Source organism: Tenacibaculum sp. MAR_2010_89, from assembly GCF_900105985.1.
Classification (GTDB): Bacteria; Bacteroidota; Bacteroidia; order Flavobacteriales; family Flavobacteriaceae; genus Polaribacter; species Polaribacter halocynthiae.
The window spans coordinates 3,157,485-3,175,938 of sequence record NZ_FNUB01000005.1 but is presented as its reverse complement, the minus strand read 5'-3'; the positions used below and the strand labels follow the sequence as shown (position 1 = coordinate 3,175,938).

Sequence of the window (18,454 nt, the reverse complement as noted above, 5' to 3'; positions counted from 1 at the left end):
GTTTTATATAAATCGTTTAATAACCCTTAGTTTATGAGTATGTTGCTGCGTATCTACATTGTAAATACCGCTATGGTCTAATTTATCAATTCGAACTTTTCCATGGGCATGAATAATATTATAATCATTCATAATAATACCAACATGGGTAATATGGCCTTCATTATTATCAAAAAAAGCTAAATCACCAGGTTCACTTTCTTCTATAAAACTTAACACTTCACCTTGGGTAGCTTGTTCTCTAGCATCTCGTAAAAGATGATGTCCGCAAAGTTTATAAACTGTTTGAGTAAAACCTGAACAGTCAATTCCAAAAGGAGATTTACCACCCCATAAATAAGGAGTATTTAAAAATAAATAAGCAGTCTCAATAATTGAAGGTTTTGATAGTTTTGTGTAACAAACGTTGCCTTCATAAGTGAAAATTCGCTCACCTATTTGTAACTTTTTATCTTTGAATAATGGAAGATGTGCACCTAAAGGTATTGTTGTTAAGTTGTTTTTATTATCTGTAATAAAATCAATCAACTCACCAGCGTAATGCTGTTTACTGTCAGAAAGAAACTGATAACTCTCTTCAGGTATTTCTTTGTATTGTTTGTTGTCTATGAAGCCTTCATAACCGTCAAAAAACAGTTTTATTTTACTCCATTTTTTATGCTTTTCTAATATTGTAAAATGTTCACCAAATAAAACTTGGTTTACCATTTCAGAAGTATCAGAAGCAGTTAAACGTAAAGGAACAATACTAAGGTTACAAATTCCAAACATTAATAAATGTGCTTTTAAAAAATTAAATTCTTTCTATAACCATTGCACTAGCACCACCACCACCATTACAAATACCAGCAGCACCAATTTTTGCATTGTTTTGTTTTAAAATAGAAGTTAATGCTATAATGATTCTTGCTCCAGAAACACCTAATGGATGTCCTAAAGAAACAGCACCACCATTTACGTTTACTTTATCAGATGATAATCCTAAGATTTTCATGTTTGCTAATCCAACAACAGAGAAAGCTTCGTTTAATTCAAAATAATCTACATCATCAATAGAAATTCCAGCTTTTGCTAAGGCCTTTGGTAAAGCTTTTGCAGGAGCAGTAGTAAACCATTTAGGCTCATGAGCAGCATCTGCATATCCTGTTACTTTTGCTAAAGGAGTTATTCCTAATTCTTTTGCTTTTTCAGCAGACATTAATACCAAAGCAGCACCACCGTCATTAATTGTTGAAGCATTAGCTGCAGTAACAGTTCCTTCTTTTGTAAAAGCAGCACGTAATGCAGGAATTTTTTCCATTTTTACGTTTTTATACTCTTCATCTTCAGAAAAAATTAAAGGTTCACCTCTTCTTTGTGGAACTTCAACAGGAACAATTTCATCAGAAAACTTTCCTTCGCTCCATGCTTTAGCAGATCTAGTATAAGATTCTATAGCAAAAGCATCTTGATCCTCTCTTGAAAAACTATATTTAGTAGCACATTCATCTGCAAGATTTCCCATAGGAACTTGTTCATGTGTATCAACTAAACCATCTTTTTGCATACCATCTTCCATCTTGATTGGTCCAAATTTTGAACCACTTCTAGCATGTTGGTAGTGAGGTATCATACTCATGTTTTCCATTCCTCCAGCAACAATGATACTAGCATCACCTAAAGCAATTGATTGAGCAGCTAACATAATAGATTTCATTCCAGAAGAACATACTTTGTTTACAGTAGTACAAGGTACAGTATCAGGTATTCCAGCAAAAATTGCAGCTTGACGAGCAGGAGCTTGACCCAATCCAGCAGAAACCACATTTCCCATAAAAACCTCTTCAACCAATTCAGGTTTCAAGTTAATTTTATCTAAAGCCCCTTTTATAGCTACAGCCCCTAGTTTAGTGGCAGGTATTTTAGATAAAGTTCCTAAAAAGCTTCCTATTGGAGTTCTTGCAACAGATGCGATTACTACTTCTTTCATATCTTGAATGTATATTTACGTTAAATTTTGTCTTGCGAAAATAACCATTTTATAGCAAGTACTCAAATAATACAGAAAGGTTATCTTTACATTTTAAATCAAAAAAATGAATAAAATCATTAACAAATTATATAAAAACAATGCTATTATTTATAAGGTATTATTGTTTTTAATTACAGCTACTGCCATCATATATTTATTTCCTAAAGGAGGGCAGTTTAAATACGATTTTTCTTCAGGTAAACCTTGGCAGTATGATAATTTATATGCTCCGTTTGATTTTGCTATTCATAAAAGTGAAAAGGAAATTGAAGTAGAAAAAGAAGTGTTATTAAATGAGGCAAAAAAGTATTTTGTTTATGATGAAGCTATAAAACAAGAAGTTGCTTTAGAGTTTAAAGAACAGTTAAAAAAAATAAAACCCTCTGACTCTTTAGTAATAGATGATGTGGTTGTAATAGCAAAAAGAGGAAGATCAATTATAAACTTAATTTACCAATACGGATTTATTGACAGTGGAAGCATTGTGAAATACGCCAGTAATAGCGATGAAATTATTGTATTAAGAAAAGGAAATTCTATTGAAGATGTATTGTTTTCTAAATTTATTGAATCGAAAGAAGTATTGCCAACAATTAATAGTAAAATTCAAGATTTAAGCCAATTTAAGCAACAACTAATACTAAGTGTAATTGCGAACGTAGTGCGACCTAATGTTTCATTTGATGAGAAGTTTACAAATAAAGGAAAAGAAGAAGCACTAAAAAATATATCGTATACAAAAGGAAAAGTATCAAAAGGAGCATTGATAATTTTAAAAGGAGATATTGTAGAAGGGAAGAGGTACAATGTGTTAAAATCATATCAGTTAGCATCTCAATCTACAATTTGGTCAAAATCTAATTACAATTGGATTGTTTTTGGATATGCTGTTTTAGTGTCATTAGCCTTGTTAATGCTATTATTGTTTTTGTTGCGATACCGTAATGATATTTACAATGATAATAATAAAGTAACCTTTATTTTTTTCAATGTTTTTATTATGATTTTAGTTCAAACAATGGTTGTAAAAACAAATTCAGATTATTTATACGTTGTTCCATTGAGTATCCTTCCCATTGTATTAAAAGCTTTTTTTGATGCAAGATTGGGCTTATTTACACATGTATTAACCGTTTTGTTATTAGGTTTTATCGTTCCTAATAGTTTTGAGTTTATTTACTTACATATTATAGCAGGGATTGTAACAATTTTAACGGTTTCTGAACTATATAAAAGGGCAAACTTATTTATATCTATAGGGCAAATAACACTTATTTACATGCTCACGTATTTTGCTTTTTCAATTATAAAAGAAGGGAATGCTGATAAAATAAGTGTATTGTATTTCGGATTATTTGCTGCCAACGGATTGTTGTCATTTTTAGCTGTATTCTTTATTTATTTTTACGAGAAGGTTTTTGGGTTAGTTTCTGATGTAACTTTATTAGAGTTATCAAATACCAATTCTAAATTATTAAGAGAGTTAAATGAAAAAGCACCAGGAACATTTCAGCACTCGATGCAGGTGGCTAATTTAGCAGAAGCTGCTGCGAATGAAATAGGAGCGAACTCTATGTTGGTAAGAACAGGGGCTTTGTATCATGATATTGGTAAAATGGTAAATCCAATGTATTTTACTGAAAACCAATCAACAGGAGTGAACCCGCACAATGATTTATCAGCAAAAGATAGTGCTCGCATTATTTTAGATCATGTGATTAAAGGAATAGAGATAGCGAAGAAAAATAACTTACCAGATAGAATAATAGATTTTATCCGTACACATCATGGAACGAATGTAACTTACTATTTTTATAAAAAGGAATTAGAGAACAACCCAAATACTGAGGTTGATATAAAGAAGTTTCAATATCAAGGACCAATCCCTTTTTCAAAAGAAACGGCAATTTTAATGATGTGTGATGCTGCAGAAGCTGCTTCTAAGAGTTTAAAAGAACCCACAGCACAATCTATAGATAATTTAATTGATAAGATCATAGAGAAGCAAAAAAACGATAATCAGTTTAGAAATTCTGATATTACGTTTAGAGAAATAGAAAAAATAAAAAAAATTATTAAGAATAAGTTAATGAATATCTATCACTTACGTGTTGAGTATCCAGATTAGTGATTTTTTTTATCAAAAAAGTTTGTGAGAACGTTTAATAAGTACTAGATTTGCACTCGCAATTTGAAATTCATACATTGAGTTTCTAATCGCAAGGAGAGGTGCCAGAGTGGTAATGGAGCAGATTGCTAATCTGTCGACGGGTAACTGTCGCCAGGGTTCGAGTCCCTGTCTCTCCGCAATTAAGATGGCTTTTCGGGGTGTAGCGTAGCCCGGTCATCGCGCCTCGTTTGGGACGAGGAGGTCGCAGGTTCGAATCCTGCCACCCCGACACTGTTTTCGTAGAAACATAAAAACTACGGGCTCTTAGCTCAGCTGGATAGAGCACCTCCCTTCTAAGGAGGCGGTCGAAGGTTCGAATCCTTCAGGGCTCACATAAAGCTTCACTAGAAATAGTGAGGCTTTTTTGTTTTTGTAGGTTTTTAAATACTAAAAAAATAGTAGAACAGTACAATTCGTTAGAGGTTATACTGAACTACTATTTTATAAGTAATGTTGTAAATTGCTTATATATTTACACTAAAATTCATAAATACTTCTGACTCTTCCTTTGCTAGGTCTTCTAGGTTTTCGTCAATAGTTTTGAGGGCATTTTCAAAATCAGTAATCAATAAAGCAAGTTGCGACTCAAGCTCTTTAACTTTGTCTGTTGCGTTTGCTTCTTTTAATCTTTTAATAGATGTTTTAATATTAGTAATACCAGTATTATAGTTGACTGATATTTCTTCTCTAGATTTTATTAAGCTACTTTGAATTTCATCAAAAAGGTCTTTAATATCTTGCTTTAATTCTGTATTTATTTCATTACTGAAATTATCTGATAGTTTTTTAGCTTCAGAATTCATATCATTCCCTATTTCTTGTACATCTTCAGAATAGTTTTTAATTTCTCCTTCAACAGATGTTAAATAAAATTGAGGTAAATGCATTTTTATTTCAATCGTTTCCATCTTTACGACTGGTTTGTCAAATTTTATTTCAATTCTCTTTGAACTAAATTTAGGAATATCCGTTTTAAATTCAACTCTTTTAGTGTATACCTCAGGCTTATTACCATAAACACATTTCATGTAAACTTTAGGTGGAAAACCATGAAATTCGGGTTTTTTGAAAAGGCAAGCCCTTTTCATTCTTATTGCTGGCACATCAAAACTAATTTTTTCGGTTTCCATTTTTACTTCTGGAATATCAAAGCTAATTTTTTCAAGCTCCATTGAGAATTTAGGAATATCAAACTTGATGGAAGTAATTTTCCATTTAATGTCAAATTGTAAGTCAATTGCAGCTTCAAAGTCACTTGGATCTGGTTTTTCTAAATCATCTATTCTGCTCTTTGCTGATTTTTGTAAAGCTTCAATCTTCTCTTTTAGTAAAGCTTCTTTTTTCTTTATTTTTTCTTGGATTCTTTTGTCAATTTCACTCATTCTTTCTTGATTTTTGAATTTATAGTAAGATCATTTTCAACAATAGAATATATGTACCGGTATATATATAATTTATCTTGGACTAAATTATAAAAGTTAATCAATTAGTTCAATACCTACCGATAGGTATTTTTTAATTTTAACGAAGAATAATATGGGAAAGCGGAGTTATAATAAACAAAAAATTGCTCTAAAATATGAAGTTTAGGAGCAGGTTTTTAATGATTGGAGTTGTAGTTTTAAAGGCTAGTTTAAATAGGGGAGATAAAGGTATGTTTTTTTCAATTTAGAACAGAACTTTTTACTGTCCTTATAAACGGTGAAATGCATACAATTTTTACCATTTAGCATTTTTTTTAATAATTTAATAGGTGTATTTCTTTTATAGAGAATATTTTTTTCTCAATATTAATTTTGCTGTTTATGCACGATTTTTAACAAAAATAGATTTGAATGAACTTATATATGATTTATGAAAGTCAATCTCAAAATTTCAAAGTCCTACTAAATCTCTTGGTTTACTTTAAAACTTTCTTTTTCTCTATAACAAATTCTTCTTCGCTTAATATTCCTTTTTCTTTTAAATCATTTAATTTTATCAATTCGTCACTAACCGAAGAGATATTGTTAGAAGTATGCTTTTTTTCCGAATTTGATTTATCAATAATAATTTCAAGAATATCTTTCCAGTTTTTTAAGTTTGATAAAGCTTTTTCATAAGCTATCTCATGACTATCGGCCAAAAAGTTTTCTCCTCTTTTTTCTTTTTCTCTGTGAGCGTCAAAAAAACGAAGATTAAAACTAGGTTTGTGCACATCCTTAATTACAATTTTAAGATCTACTGCTTTAACCTCATTAACTTCGCTTCCTTCTCTTGGTAAAACACCTCCAAATATAGCGCCAGAAATATCCGCTAATATAAGTCCGTCAATTATTTGTCCAACTTTACTTGACTTTCGATATGTAATTTCTCCATCTTGTAATATCTCTGTTCTCATTATGTCATCGTAAGAGTAGGTAGCTAATGAACCTATCTCCTCTTTGATAGCTATTTTTTTGTTTTCTTCATCTATAGCAATTACACCCCAGGGTTGAACTATTTTTTTTGTAGCTGAGAAATTTTCGAGTTGGTTTAATAACATTTTTGATTGTTTTATTTTACCTTCTCTTTTCTTTCGATTATCTCTAATAAGAATAACAGAACCAATAATTAACAAAATAGATGAAAAAATAATTGTTACTAATATAACTAAAGGGTTGTTATTTGATTTTGATATAAAATAACCACCACCGATAAGTGCTGCAAATATAAATAAATGTCCTCTTTTCATTTTTCTAATTTTTTTGTATTTGTTTAGGGACGAAATATAGCATAAAAAATATACTAGAATTCAGTTTTGTTTTGAGTTTTTTTATCTTTTGTTAACATGTTAAATGTTTTTATCATTCATAATAAGGACTTTTTAAAATTTCAAACTTTTCTGATTTTGAAACATTATCTTTATTAGGGTTTATTAGCGTAAATCTATAAATGTATTTTCCAATTGGCAGTTTCTTATTGTTAATTTTTACACTTATAAATTGTTTATCTTTTTCAGTAATGCCTATTTTAGAAAACACAGTCTTTCCAGTAGAAGCTTCATTAATTTTTAACTTATAACTAAATATTCTCTCGGTAGTGTATCCCATCATTAATAGAAAATTTTCATCTTTGAAGAATGAACGTTTTATTTCTTGGAAAACTTTTGAATTTATTCTTTGTTGGTCTAAGTTTTTTTCACTGTTACAAGTAAATGTTGTCACGATTTTGGTCTTATATAAATATTCGGTAGCCATCCTGTCTTTTTGAATATAAATAGCAAATCCATCTGCAGACTTTGGTTTTTTATAATTAACAAAATTAAAAACAACTCCTCCTTTTTTGTCATCATATGCAAAATTAGAACAGCCATATTTAGTTTTTGAGAGAGGAGCTTGCGAATTATATAACTTTATAAGTTTCTTTCTTTTATCTTCTGAAGTAAAATATTCATTACTTAAAAGTTTATCAATGGTAAATGCTGATCCAAAATTTACATGTCCGAATTTCAATTTGTAAGGTTTAAAATAGATGTCATCTCTTGAAACACCATTTTTTTTAGCTATATACTTAACTGATTCATTGTGATCTTTTAAATTGTATCTCTGAAATGTTTTTTTAAGGGTGTATGCTTTTGTTTTAGAGAATTTCCATTTACTTCTTAAATCAGAGAGATTGTATTCAGAGAGGGTTGCATTCTTATATGAGTATTCAGGAATTTTTTTATTTACTTGAATGTAAATAGCAAATCCATCTGCAGACTTTGGCTTTTTGTAGCCAACAAATCTAAAAGCAGTACCTCCTCTTAAGCCATCATAAGCAAAATCAGAACAGCCGAATTTCGCTTTTGTTAGTTTTTTTTGTGAATTGTATATCTTAAGAATTTTCTTTCTTTTACCTTTTGAAATAATATTGTCAGTATTTAAAAGTTCATTCAAAGTAAATTTTGATCCATAGTTTGGGTGTCCGTATTCCAATTTGTAGGGTTTAAAATAGATGTCATCTCTTGAAATATCGTGTTTTTTAGCTATGAATTTAATTGATTCATTGTGATTTTTTAAATAATATCTCTGCCATGTTTTTTTAAACGTGTATGTTTTTGTTTTATAAAATCGCCATTTGTTTATTAAATCTGAAAAATTAGATTCATATAGAGGTATGTTTTTAATAGAAGTATTTACATAGCTACTTTTTTGATTTTCATATTCGTTTTTTGCTAGATTGATTAGGCTTGCTGTCATAGGGTAGATTACATCTTTATAAAGAAGATGTACATTCCCTTGTTTAGTTGAGTAAACTACTGCTTCGTTACCAGAATTTGTACTTATTACTATTTCACTTTGACTTGTATTATCTAAGTCTATTTTATTTTTAGATGAAATTCTACATACGTTACCAATAACATTAAGAGCAGTCAACTGTATTACTTTATTAGGATTCGCTGTTTTTGGTTTGGTCAATAGGAAATCAATTACACCTGTTCCTAATGTTTCTAGTTTTTGACCGTACGAAGTTGTGAAGAACGTTAATGTTACTAAAAATGTTGTCAATTTTTGCATTATCTATTTTTTATTTCTAATGTCAGTTACCTTCTTTGCACGTATACCAACATGCATGCCAATATGTATGTATAAGTTTTTTTGAATATAACATACACTAAACAATTAAATCACTGAAATAAAATCCGTGTAGATGAATATTTACAAATAGTAACTTCAAATATTATTGATATATCTGAAGTGTTTTTACATAAAATTTTATTGTTATAAAAACTCCAATTGTTCTAAAACTGATTGAAATAATTTATACTAATAAAAAAGTATTATTTTTCAGCTATTAGTTTTTTTTAACGGTATGAATAATCTCAGTTAATTTTTTGTTGTTGATTGTTTTTGAAACTCAGACGCCATTAAAAAAGCATTATACGCATTAATAATTTTACCTGATTTACTTAGTTCAGTAAAGGGGATTTCTTTTTTTATATCATTTTCATCGATTATGGTAACAGGAAGGTGAAAAGTACTACCTGATTCCATAAGTATATTTTTCAATTGGTTTGCCGTAAGATTAGGGAAATAAGACCATAATAAACCTGCTAATCCTGACACCATTGGAGCCGCTAATGATGTTCCTCTTGAAAATTTAAATTCGTTGCCTTCTTTTGTGGTGTAAATTTTTACTCCAGGAGCAAAAACATCTACTGTCTTTTTTCCATAATTAGAAAAGCTTGCTCTCAGATTTTTGGTCAATTCATAACTGCTTGCTCCAACAACAATAAAATTATCAACTAGCTCTAAATCATTTAAATAATCATTTGGGTAGTATGTGTTATGATCTGTATTAAAACCATTATTTCCTGCTCCATGAACCAAAAGTACATCCTTGCTTTCAGCATATTTCATAGCTTCTAAAATCCATTTTTGATTTAACGAAAGTTTTTTCCCCCAACTCATATTAACTATTTTAGCACCATTATCAACTGCGTATCTAATTGCTAATGCAATATCCTTATCATGTTCGTCACCAGAAGCAACCATAACAATTGGCATAATTTTAATATTTTTAGAGAATCCCTTTGCTCCAATATTATTCGTTCTATTAGCTCCAATAACTCCTGATACAACAATAGAATGATTGAAAGGAACTTCTCCATAAACTATATTATTTCCGTAGATAGAATTTTTGATGTCATCTGGGTTATCACCCATAATAGCTCGTTCGTTATAGTTTAAATCAAAAGTAGTATTGAGCATTTCTTCAAACCACTTTACATAATGTGTATACAATTCTATTGTATGATCTTTTAACTTTGCAGACTTTAAAAAGCTTGCATGTGAAATAACTGTAGAATCTTTCGATGATTTAAGTATCTTCTCAAGATCGCTAATATTAATATCTTCTTTTTTTGTTATTTCTTGGATAGTTTTTGTAGCTACGGGAAATTTATTTATAGATTTTTTAAAATAAAGGATAGAGGATTCCAATCCTTTAACTTCATTTTTGTAAGCAGTCTTGGCTTTTAGGTATAGCCTATAGTTCGGTAACTCGTTCTTGTTAATTTCAGTAGAATCTTTTAATTCAAATTTTTTTTGGTATTTTTTAATAATTCGTACGATTTCAGAACTTTGATATTTCAGATACTCTCCATTTGGGTTTCCTAAAAAGTTCCACCCATTTATATCATCAATATATCCATTGCCATCATCATCTATTCCATTATTAGGAATTTCATCTTTATTTACCCAAAGTTGTCCTTTTAAATCAAAATGATGAATATCTATCTTGGTATCAATAACTGCAACGACAATCTCTTTTCCTTTACGTCCATGCAATAAATTAGATTCATATAATTTATCTAAACTAATCCCAGGAATTGTATCTTTTTCATAATCTTTATGATACCAATCTTGTAGTTCTTGATTGGATAAGTGTTTTGTTTTTGAAATTACGCTTTTATTTATAGATGTTTTTTTATTTTTCTGACAATAAGTGTAGTTTATTGACAACATAAAAAAAACAGTTAAAAATGCTCCGTTTGTATTCATATTAAATTTATTTGTATTCAACTTTTTCCTTTATTTATTTTTGACTAGTTAATTTTTAAATTCCTTACGAATATAACTTGCACAACTTGTAAAAAATAATAAAATGTGTTTGATATTTTTCATTCAGTTGATTTTGGTTTACCATATTATTTATTTTTTATTCGGATTAAATATTTCGTCTACTTTAATGTTACTCGAACATTTAACAATCATTGGATAAAGCTCATTTAAATTCAATGTATGCTTTAGTTTTATTTCATCTTCTTCATTCATATCAGAGTGATGTATATTCAGCCCAATAAATTCTCCATTAACATATAGCGAATAATTTTGAACACCACTATACTCAGTAAATTCAATATAACCGTCAATTACCCTTTTATTTGGAAGTTCAAATTGAGCATAATATCTAGTAAACATATACGGGGTTACTTTTTTGGTATGGAATGATTTAAACCAATATTCATCAGACCAATCTACCTTTTCTAATTCAGATTCAATTTCTTTTCTATTATAACCTTCTTCTTCTATAAAGTCAAGCTCTCCAGCAGAATAATATTGAACCCAAATATTATGATTTATAAAATCTTTTGGATTAAAATCGTCTCTATGTTTAAGTTCAAATTTCATTTTCTGTAATTGGTAATAATATTTTGTGTTAAAGTTAGTCTTAATACCGTTTTATAGTTTTTTTCTTTTTTCTATCCAATTAATGTATCTATTCGAAAAACTCTTATATTTTTTATTTTCTAGTTTTAAAAACTCCTTAGCAATAGGCAAAACTTTGTCATAAATTTCCTCAAAATTAATACTCTTATCTTGAGTTGAATTCCATTCATTTTCATTCTGGTGGCTAATCGGTGTATTGGACATCATCTCACACATTGCTGTAAATCTTAATCTTTTATTTTCTGATTGAAGCCCAGTCAATAAAATTTTAACTCTATCTTTAGTTCTTTTACTAAAATTACCTCTGCCAATGGCATAAGTAATTCGAATTTTAGTATTGATTGCCCCAGAGTAATATTTCTCAATCAACTTATCAAGTGCTTTATCACCAATAATACTTAAAGCCCAAGTAGCTCTGTCAGCAATAGGTGCATACTTATCAAACAATGAGTTATAAATGTCGTCAATCAAAACACCTTCTGCACCTGAAAGAGATATAGAGAACTTATCAATCAAATGAAATATGGCAAAAAAACGATTATGAGAACTATTATCTTTCAAAAGATCAAATAATAGATAGAAAATTTCGGCATTGAGTAATTTTGGGTTAGCGTAAGATATTGCCTTATGTTTAGCTTCATCTGATCCATTTATTAATATTTCTTTGAAATTTTCTAATGTCATATTTAGTTTTGACTAAGATTTGTTTTAATACATAGTTAGTTTTTAAGCCCTAGAATGTATTGTTTTATAATATATTTAATTTCACAAATGTCATTTTTGGTTGGTTTTCTATCAGCAGCTAAGTAAAACATCCAAACCCATGGATTATTTTTAGTTTCAAAGTGAAATGTATATTTATGAAGTAATTTTTTTTTATACATTCCTTTCGGGTGTTTTAAAATTACTATTTCTTGAGTTTCTATATAATCTATTCCAACGAATTTTGGATCTTTCTTTTCAGTTTCAATCCTGTTACCTTGAACATCATAGGCTGAGCTTCCCTTTAATCTAAAAATAGAAGAATAGGGTGTTTTATAAACACATAAACTATTATTATCACCTTCTAATTTTCCTTTCCATTTTTTAGGTAGTTTTAAAGTAAAATTTCTTAGATTATCATATATAGAAATAGAGTCCTTTATCAAATTGCTATTACAATTTTTAAAATCTTTAAAAAGACTGTCAACTTGAGCATTACAAATAAACGATGTTAAAAAATAAAATAGTATACAAATTTTCATTTTCATTCAATGTCTAGTCCTGAAATATGGCTACAGGTTAAAATTGATTTTTAAGCTGATAATTTATATACCATATTAGGTGTTTTATAGTCTAAAGATAAGTGTAATCTTATTTCGTTGTATAAATTAATTGCATTTTTTGCCGCTCTCTTTGCGTGACTCACGTTATCAAAGGTTTGGTCGAGATAAAATTCATCTTTTAAAATTCCATTTACGCGCTCTGCCATTGCGTTTTCGTAACAATGATTTTCTTGGGTCATACTAATCTCTATCTTTTTTCTTTTAAGTATTTGTGTGTACAGATTACTACAATACTGTATTCCTCTATCCGAGTGATGAATGAGTTGTTTAATGTCTTTAGCTTGATAAATAGCCTTATTAAGAGCTCTTACACATCCTTTTAATTCTAAACTATCACTTAGGTCGTAACCTACTATTTTTCTAGAATGCATATCAGTTATTAAAGCCAAATAGCAAAACCCTTTTACGGTTCTAATGTATGTGATATCAGATACCCAAACTTGGTTATTTCTAGTAACTTCCAGGCCTTTTATGATGTTGTTATATTTATAAAAACGATGATAAGAGTTTGTGGTTCTAGCACTTGTTCTCCTTCTAAGGGTTAACATTTGATGTTTTCTAAGCACATTAAATAAAGTATCTCTACCAACTTTAATATTAGCTTTATTAAAATCTACATTTAACGATTTCACAAGTTTTCTTACACCTTCTCTAGGAAGGGATTTGCGTCTTTTTTTAACGATGTTAATAATCTGTTGTTCTATTTTTAAACGTTTATCAGCTCTAGATTTGTATTTATAATACGCGTCACGTTTATGTCCAAAACAATGGGTTATAGTCTTTAAAGAAGCAAATCCCTTAGCTTTTTCTTTAGCTTTAATTAAGGCTTTATACTTAACTTTTTTTTTAGATCAGCAATAGATTTGTAACCGAGATCTTCCGCCGCTACTTCAAGATAGGATTCTTCGATCATAGCATCCAGATCTTTTTTAAGTAGTAATTTTTTAAGCTGTTCTATTTCTTTTTGAAGCGCTTTAATTCTAGATATTTCGTCTTTAGTTTCCACTTTTACTCTGGTGTTCATTAAGTCTTTACGGTTGTATTTTTTAATCCACTCATTTACTGTTGTAGGAGCAATGGAATAGAGTTTACAAAGTTCGCTCTTTGTGTGTTTTCCGATGGTAAGTTCGGCTAAAATTTTTAATTTAAAAGGTTCGCTGTAACGTCTAATTACTTTGTCATTTTTGTACATAATGTTTAAAATTATGTAGCCTTATTTTAGGACGGGTCACAATTACTGCCAACGTTGTTGTATATGGTTTGTTGCGTGGTTTAAACACCTAATTTAGCAAATAAAAACCGAATAGAAAATCCGCGAGGATTTTCGTAAGTAGGCTAGAACTAGCAATAAATTATATACGGTGTTGTAAGTAGTTTTTTATTCAGATTACATTGCTCCAATCACAAACGGAACTTTGGAGTTTTCAGAATAATCTCTTGAAAAACCAGAATTTTTAGCTTTTAAAATCACTCCCGAACTTTTTGCGATTCCTTTAAAACCATCGTTACAATCTACTTCTAGATTCAAGTTTTTGATTTTTCCATTTTCGCTAAATTCGGTTTTTGAGAAGTCAACAGTTATGTTCTTTTCAGTTTTAAATTCAGATGCGATTTTCGTTAATTCGGTTTCGGTAGTATTTTCCGTAATTATTAAGAATACTTTTTCAGAGTCGGTTGAATATTTTGTTTCAGATTCCTTTGAACAGCTTATTATTAAAATTCCGACTAGGATTAAAATTATTTTTTTCATTGTTTATTTTTTCTATTAGTATCTTATTTCTTCTTTTTGTTACGGTTTTTCTCAAATTACTTACAACTCGTTATATAGAGAACAAAGTTCTCGTTTATTGGTTTATAGTTCCGGATAAAAGGAACTTTAGGTAAATATATAGAGAAGTACTAAAGTTACTTTATGGGTATTCGTAGTTCTTTATTTTTAGTAAAAATATAGCCTAAAAAAGTGTAGATATAGCAATTTTGTATCCGTACAATTTTTTACAATAGCTAACCTAAGAAATATAATTGCTTTTTGCAAGATGTAAAAATAGTATTTTAGTAACCATTAAGAAAAGTGATAATTTGATGTTTTCAAAGTTGGTTTTATGCAGAAAGGTAAAAAAATAAAAATGCCATGGCCTACAAAAGAGGCAATGGAACAGGTATATGAAATGAATTTATGGGGTAGTAATGATTCTGATTTTTATTCCGGAGAAGGTTCTCATAAAGATGAAATAGTACAACCTTATATAAAAGCGGTTGCGTTTTTTTTAGCATCTTTTGAAAAACCTTTAATAGTATGTGATTTAGGGTGTGGAGATTTTAATGTTGGTAAAGAATTGGTGCAATACTCTAATAAGTATATTGCTATAGATATAGTAGGTGGTCTTATAAAATACAATAAAGAAAAATTCAAACAGGAGAATTTAGAGTTTCACTGTAAAGATATTGCTGTAGAAGAATTACCAGATGCAGATTGTGCTATAGTTAGACAAGTATTACAGCATTTATCAAATAGTGAAATACAGAAAGTAGTTAAACAATTAACTAAGTATAAGTATGTTATTTTAACAGAACACTTACCGAAAGGAGATTTTGAACCTAATAAAGATATTATTTCAGGTCAAGGTATTCGTTTAAAAAAGAAAAGCGGGGTTGATTTACTGGCATTCCCTTTCAGCTTTAAAATAAAAGAAAAAAAAGAGATGCTATCTATTACCTTAGATAATTGTAAAGGAAAAATAGTTACAAGTTTATATGTTATAAGTTAGTTTTTAAGATTCATTATTCAAGTCTGTATCTTCTTCAATAAGTTTTTTCTCGTGTTTATCCCAGCTTTTTTTAGCTCTAATTTTTTTATATAAACGAACAGCTAACATTAATAAAACTGATACTAAAACAATACCAATAACTCCCCAAATCCAGTTGATAGCATTTTGCAATACAACTAAAAAAACAACAGCAAATAGAATAATAGTTGCTACTTCATTCCAAATTCTAAGTTTTAAAGAAGAGTGCTTAATTACATTTTTTTGTAATTGTTTGTATATTCTTTGGCAGCCCCAGTGGTAAGCATATAAAGCCAATACAAACGAAAGTTTTACATGCATCCAAGGCATTTCAAGGTAACTAGGGTTTTTGTATAGCATCCAAAAAGCAAAAAAACTGGCCAATATAGCTGAAGGCCATGTTATGATGTACCACAAACGTTTTTCCATTAATTGGTATTGGGTTTGAAGTATTTCTTTTGCAGGTTCTTCTTTTTTTTCTGCCTCAGTGTGGTAAATGAATAAACGAACAATATAAAAAAGTCCTGAAAACCAAGTTACTACAAAGATAATATGTAATGCTTTTACGTAATAGAAGTCCATAATTAATTATTATTAAAATCATTAATCCAGCCACTAAGTACATCTACCCATTCATCGTTATCGTTAATACAGGGAACTGTATAAAATTCTTCTCCTCCGGCTTCTAAAAACTCATGTTTACCCTCCATAGCTATTTCTTCTAGGGTTTCTAAGCAATCAGAAACAAATGCAGGAGTAACAATAGCTAATTTTTTGATACCATCTTTTTCAGCTTTCTTAACTATAGTTCTGTCAGTATATGGTTGTAACCAAGGATCAACACCTAAGCGAGATTGAAAAGATGTAGAAACCGTATTTTCATCTAATCCTAGTTCTGAAATTACATTTTTTGTAGTTTGGAAACATTGATGTCTGTAACAAAATTCATGAGCAGGAGAAGGTTTATTACAACAGCTACCATCAATTTTACAATGAGATTTTGTAATGTCAGATTTTCTAATATGACGTTCAGGTACACCATGGTAAGAAAATAATAAATGATCATAATCTTTATCAGCTAAATATTCTTTGATGCTATTAGAAAGTGCTTTAATGTATTCTGGTTTTTGATAAAAAGCAGGAACATCAGTGATTTTCATGTCAGGAAAAAATTCAGCACGTAATTCTTCGGCTAATACAACAATAGTTTCGGTAGTTGCCATTGCAAATTGTGGGTATAGAGGAATTAGCTGTACATCTCTAACACCTTTATCATATAATTCTTGCAAGCCTTTTTTTATAGACATGCTACCATATCGCATTGCTAAACCAACAGGAAGTGTTGTTTTTTCTTGAACTTTTTGTTGTAATCTTTCAGATAAAACAATTAAAGGAGATCCTTCTTTCCACCATATTTTTTGATATGCTGCAGCTGATTTTTTTGGTCTAGTATTTAATATAATTCCTTTTACTAAGAATGAACGAAACCAATACGGAACATCAATAACACGTTCATCCATTAAAAATTCACCTAAATATTTTTTTACATCCTTTGGGTCTGTACTTTCTGGTGATCCTAAATTTACTAATAATACTCCTTTCATTATTTGAGTTTATGAGTTTGTAGTTTTTGTTAATTGATTCGTTACTTCATATAAAGTAATAGACAAGCTATGTATTACATTCATAGAAGAATTTCTTCCATACATCGGTATAGCTACTGTTGCATCGGCAATGTCAATATCTTTAATGCCATGTCTTTCACTACCCAAAAGTAACACAATTTTTTGATGAGATTTAAAATCATAATCGCTAATATTTATACTTTCATCGGTAATTTCAATACCAATAATAGTATTCCCTTGGTTTTTTAAATCACTAATTAAAGAAGAAAAATTAGTGTATGATTCATAATCAATTTGTTCAATTGTATTTCTGGCAGTTTTTTTTACAATTCTGTTTTCTGAAGTAGGAGAACTTTCATGTAAATAAATTTTAGAAACACCAAAACTTTCAGCGATTCTAAAACACATACCAATATTTTCAGGAGTCCGTATAGCGTCACATACAATGGTAATTGGAAAATTCTTTTCCGTATTAGTTATGTCGTAATGAGTTAGTTGTTTCATTTATGTTTTTAAATCTGTTAAGAATTCTTGCCAAATAGAGTTTTTAAAATGTGATCTAAAAAAACCAAAATGACCTATTTTTTGTACATCATAATCACTTGGAACTAGGTGTTTACGTGTAAGTTTTGCATTTTTGTATTTTAACATCATCCAATCTACAGCTTGCTTTGGTGCAAACTTATCATTTGTACAACTGTAGCCAATTAATTTAGATGAAATTTGGTGATGAAAAAGTTCATTACTTACTTTTAAATCAAAATAATAATTTTTCTGTTGAGACCATTTACTAAACTCACGAGCTACATTTCTTGGTAAATTCTCCATTTTAATGAAAGATTTACTGGGGAAATACTTGAAAAAAGTAGTAAAAAAAGGAAAAATCACAAACCAGTTAAAAAAGACTCTTGCTTTATTAAAATTATTCCAAAAAGAATAATGATTTGTTTGTGATGCGACTAATATAACGGTATCCAAAATTTTATTAGAAGGAACTAAGCCTAATAATTGACCTCCTAAACTATGGCCTATGCATTTAATGTTTTTTGTAGGATGTTGTTTTTTAATATGTTGAAAAACGGTTTCGATATCGTTAGTCGCCCAATTAGAAACGGTTGTGTTAAATTGAGTAAGAGGTTTGGTTTTTGATTGACCAATACCACTATAATCAAAGGTGTAAACTGTATGGTTGTTTGTTTGTAAAAATTTAGAAAACTTATAGTAATATGTTTGTAATACTCCAGTAGCAGATAAAATAATAACAATGTTGTTACTATTAATAGTAGGAAACTCAGTAATAGTAATCTGATGTCCAAGAGGTGTATTTAAATTAAACTGCTTAGAAGTATTCAATATTAAAAA

18 protein-coding genes and 3 tRNA genes are annotated in these 18,454 nt (G+C 29.3%); 5 read left to right on the top strand and 16 right to left on the bottom strand.

What is annotated here, in order from left to right; genetic code table 11:
- Nucleotides 1-3: 3 nt before the first annotated feature.
- Both BLV71_RS17335 and BLV71_RS17330 read right to left on the bottom strand, forming a co-directional pair.
- Nucleotides 4-771: a C40 family peptidase gene (locus BLV71_RS17335; RefSeq protein ID WP_093871761.1), complete on the bottom strand. Its 768-nt coding sequence runs from the start codon at nucleotides 769-771 to the stop codon at nucleotides 4-6.
- A gap of 22 nt (nucleotides 772-793) precedes the next feature.
- Entirely contained in the window at nucleotides 794-1,969 is a 1,176-nt protein-coding gene (locus tag BLV71_RS17330) for an acetyl-CoA C-acyltransferase (RefSeq protein WP_093871760.1), read from the bottom strand.
- Between the two features lie 106 nt (nucleotides 1,970-2,075).
- Between BLV71_RS17330 and BLV71_RS17325 the strand changes: the two genes are divergently transcribed.
- The 4 genes from BLV71_RS17325 to BLV71_RS17310 all read left to right on the top strand — a co-directional run bounded on the left by BLV71_RS17325 (nucleotide 2,076) and on the right by BLV71_RS17310 (nucleotide 4,513).
- Entirely contained in the window at nucleotides 2,076-4,139 is a 2,064-nt protein-coding gene (locus tag BLV71_RS17325; RefSeq protein WP_093871759.1) for an HD family phosphohydrolase, read from the top strand.
- A gap of 95 nt (nucleotides 4,140-4,234) precedes the next feature.
- Nucleotides 4,235-4,318: transfer RNA gene (locus BLV71_RS17320), tRNA-Ser, on the top strand.
- A 17-nt stretch (nucleotides 4,319-4,335) separates the two neighbouring features.
- Nucleotides 4,336-4,410 (top strand) — tRNA-Pro (locus tag BLV71_RS17315).
- Nucleotides 4,411-4,439: 29 nt separating this feature from the next.
- Nucleotides 4,440-4,513, top strand: a tRNA-Arg gene (locus BLV71_RS17310).
- Nucleotides 4,514-4,645: 132 nt separating this feature from the next.
- Here BLV71_RS17310 and BLV71_RS17305 read toward each other — a convergent pair.
- From BLV71_RS17305 to BLV71_RS17260, 10 genes are all read right to left on the bottom strand, one after another.
- Entirely contained in the window at nucleotides 4,646-5,563 is a 918-nt protein-coding gene (locus BLV71_RS17305; protein WP_093871758.1) for a hypothetical protein, read from the bottom strand.
- A 518-nt stretch (nucleotides 5,564-6,081) separates the two neighbouring features.
- Complete coding sequence (locus BLV71_RS17300) at nucleotides 6,082-6,894, bottom strand: SHOCT domain-containing protein (RefSeq protein WP_093871757.1); 813 nt, start codon at nucleotides 6,892-6,894, stop codon at nucleotides 6,082-6,084.
- Nucleotides 6,895-7,006: 112 nt separating this feature from the next.
- Nucleotides 7,007-8,701 (bottom strand): hypothetical protein, encoded by a 1,695-nt coding sequence (locus BLV71_RS17295; RefSeq protein WP_093871756.1) that lies wholly within the window; start codon nucleotides 8,699-8,701, stop codon nucleotides 7,007-7,009.
- A 309-nt stretch (nucleotides 8,702-9,010) separates the two neighbouring features.
- Nucleotides 9,011-10,687, bottom strand: a complete 1,677-nt coding sequence (locus tag BLV71_RS17290) for a S8 family serine peptidase (RefSeq protein WP_093871755.1) — start codon at nucleotides 10,685-10,687, stop codon at nucleotides 9,011-9,013.
- A 150-nt stretch (nucleotides 10,688-10,837) separates the two neighbouring features.
- Nucleotides 10,838-11,317 carry a hypothetical protein gene (locus BLV71_RS17285; RefSeq protein ID WP_093871754.1) on the bottom strand — a complete coding sequence of 160 codons (480 nt, stop codon included), beginning with the start codon at nucleotides 11,315-11,317 and terminating at the stop codon, nucleotides 10,838-10,840.
- 51 nt (nucleotides 11,318-11,368) lie between these two features.
- On the bottom strand, nucleotides 11,369-12,040 hold the full coding sequence (locus BLV71_RS17280; protein ID WP_093871753.1) for a hypothetical protein: 672 nt from the start codon (nucleotides 12,038-12,040) through the stop codon (nucleotides 11,369-11,371).
- 35 nt (nucleotides 12,041-12,075) lie between these two features.
- Nucleotides 12,076-12,600 carry a hypothetical protein gene (locus tag BLV71_RS17275; protein WP_143032811.1) on the bottom strand — a complete coding sequence of 175 codons (525 nt, stop codon included), beginning with the start codon at nucleotides 12,598-12,600 and terminating at the stop codon, nucleotides 12,076-12,078.
- Nucleotides 12,601-12,650: 50 nt separating this feature from the next.
- Entirely contained in the window at nucleotides 12,651-13,502 is an 852-nt protein-coding gene (locus tag BLV71_RS17270) for an IS3 family transposase (RefSeq protein ID WP_143032775.1), read from the bottom strand.
- Nucleotides 13,502-13,873: a transposase gene (locus tag BLV71_RS17265; RefSeq protein ID WP_093871498.1), complete on the bottom strand. Its 372-nt coding sequence runs from the start codon at nucleotides 13,871-13,873 to the stop codon at nucleotides 13,502-13,504. The genes BLV71_RS17270 and BLV71_RS17265 overlap by 1 nt, the downstream gene beginning before the upstream one ends.
- Nucleotides 13,874-14,068: 195 nt before the next feature.
- Complete coding sequence (locus BLV71_RS17260; RefSeq protein ID WP_093871751.1) at nucleotides 14,069-14,431, bottom strand: hypothetical protein; 363 nt, start codon at nucleotides 14,429-14,431, stop codon at nucleotides 14,069-14,071.
- Between the two features lie 352 nt (nucleotides 14,432-14,783).
- Here BLV71_RS17260 and BLV71_RS17255 point away from each other — a divergent pair, with 352 nt between their 5' ends.
- Nucleotides 14,784-15,449: a class I SAM-dependent methyltransferase gene (locus BLV71_RS17255; RefSeq protein ID WP_093871750.1), complete on the top strand. Its 666-nt coding sequence runs from the start codon at nucleotides 14,784-14,786 to the stop codon at nucleotides 15,447-15,449.
- A gap of 3 nt (nucleotides 15,450-15,452) precedes the next feature.
- Here the strand turns inward: BLV71_RS17255 and BLV71_RS17250 are convergent, their stop codons facing one another.
- Genes BLV71_RS17250 through BLV71_RS17235 form a run of 4 tightly spaced genes read right to left on the bottom strand, consistent with a single transcriptional unit; the run spans nucleotide 15,453 to nucleotide 18,445 of the window.
- The gene (locus BLV71_RS17250) at nucleotides 15,453-16,049 is read right to left on the bottom strand and encodes a CopD family protein (RefSeq protein ID WP_093871749.1); all 597 of its coding nucleotides are present in this window, start codon (nucleotides 16,047-16,049) and stop codon (nucleotides 15,453-15,455) included.
- Nucleotides 16,050-16,051: 2 nt separating this feature from the next.
- Nucleotides 16,052-17,074, bottom strand: coding sequence for a ferrochelatase (gene hemH / locus BLV71_RS17245; RefSeq protein ID WP_093871748.1), 1,023 nt, complete (start codon nucleotides 17,072-17,074; stop codon nucleotides 16,052-16,054).
- A gap of 6 nt (nucleotides 17,075-17,080) precedes the next feature.
- A complete protein-coding gene (locus BLV71_RS17240) occupies nucleotides 17,081-17,596 on the bottom strand; it encodes a TrmH family RNA methyltransferase (protein ID WP_093871747.1) in 516 nt (171 codons plus the stop codon).
- Nucleotides 17,597-18,445 (bottom strand): alpha/beta hydrolase family protein, encoded by an 849-nt coding sequence (locus BLV71_RS17235; protein ID WP_176974433.1) that lies wholly within the window; start codon nucleotides 18,443-18,445, stop codon nucleotides 17,597-17,599. It lies immediately after the preceding gene.
- Nucleotides 18,446-18,454: the final 9 nt, after the last annotated feature.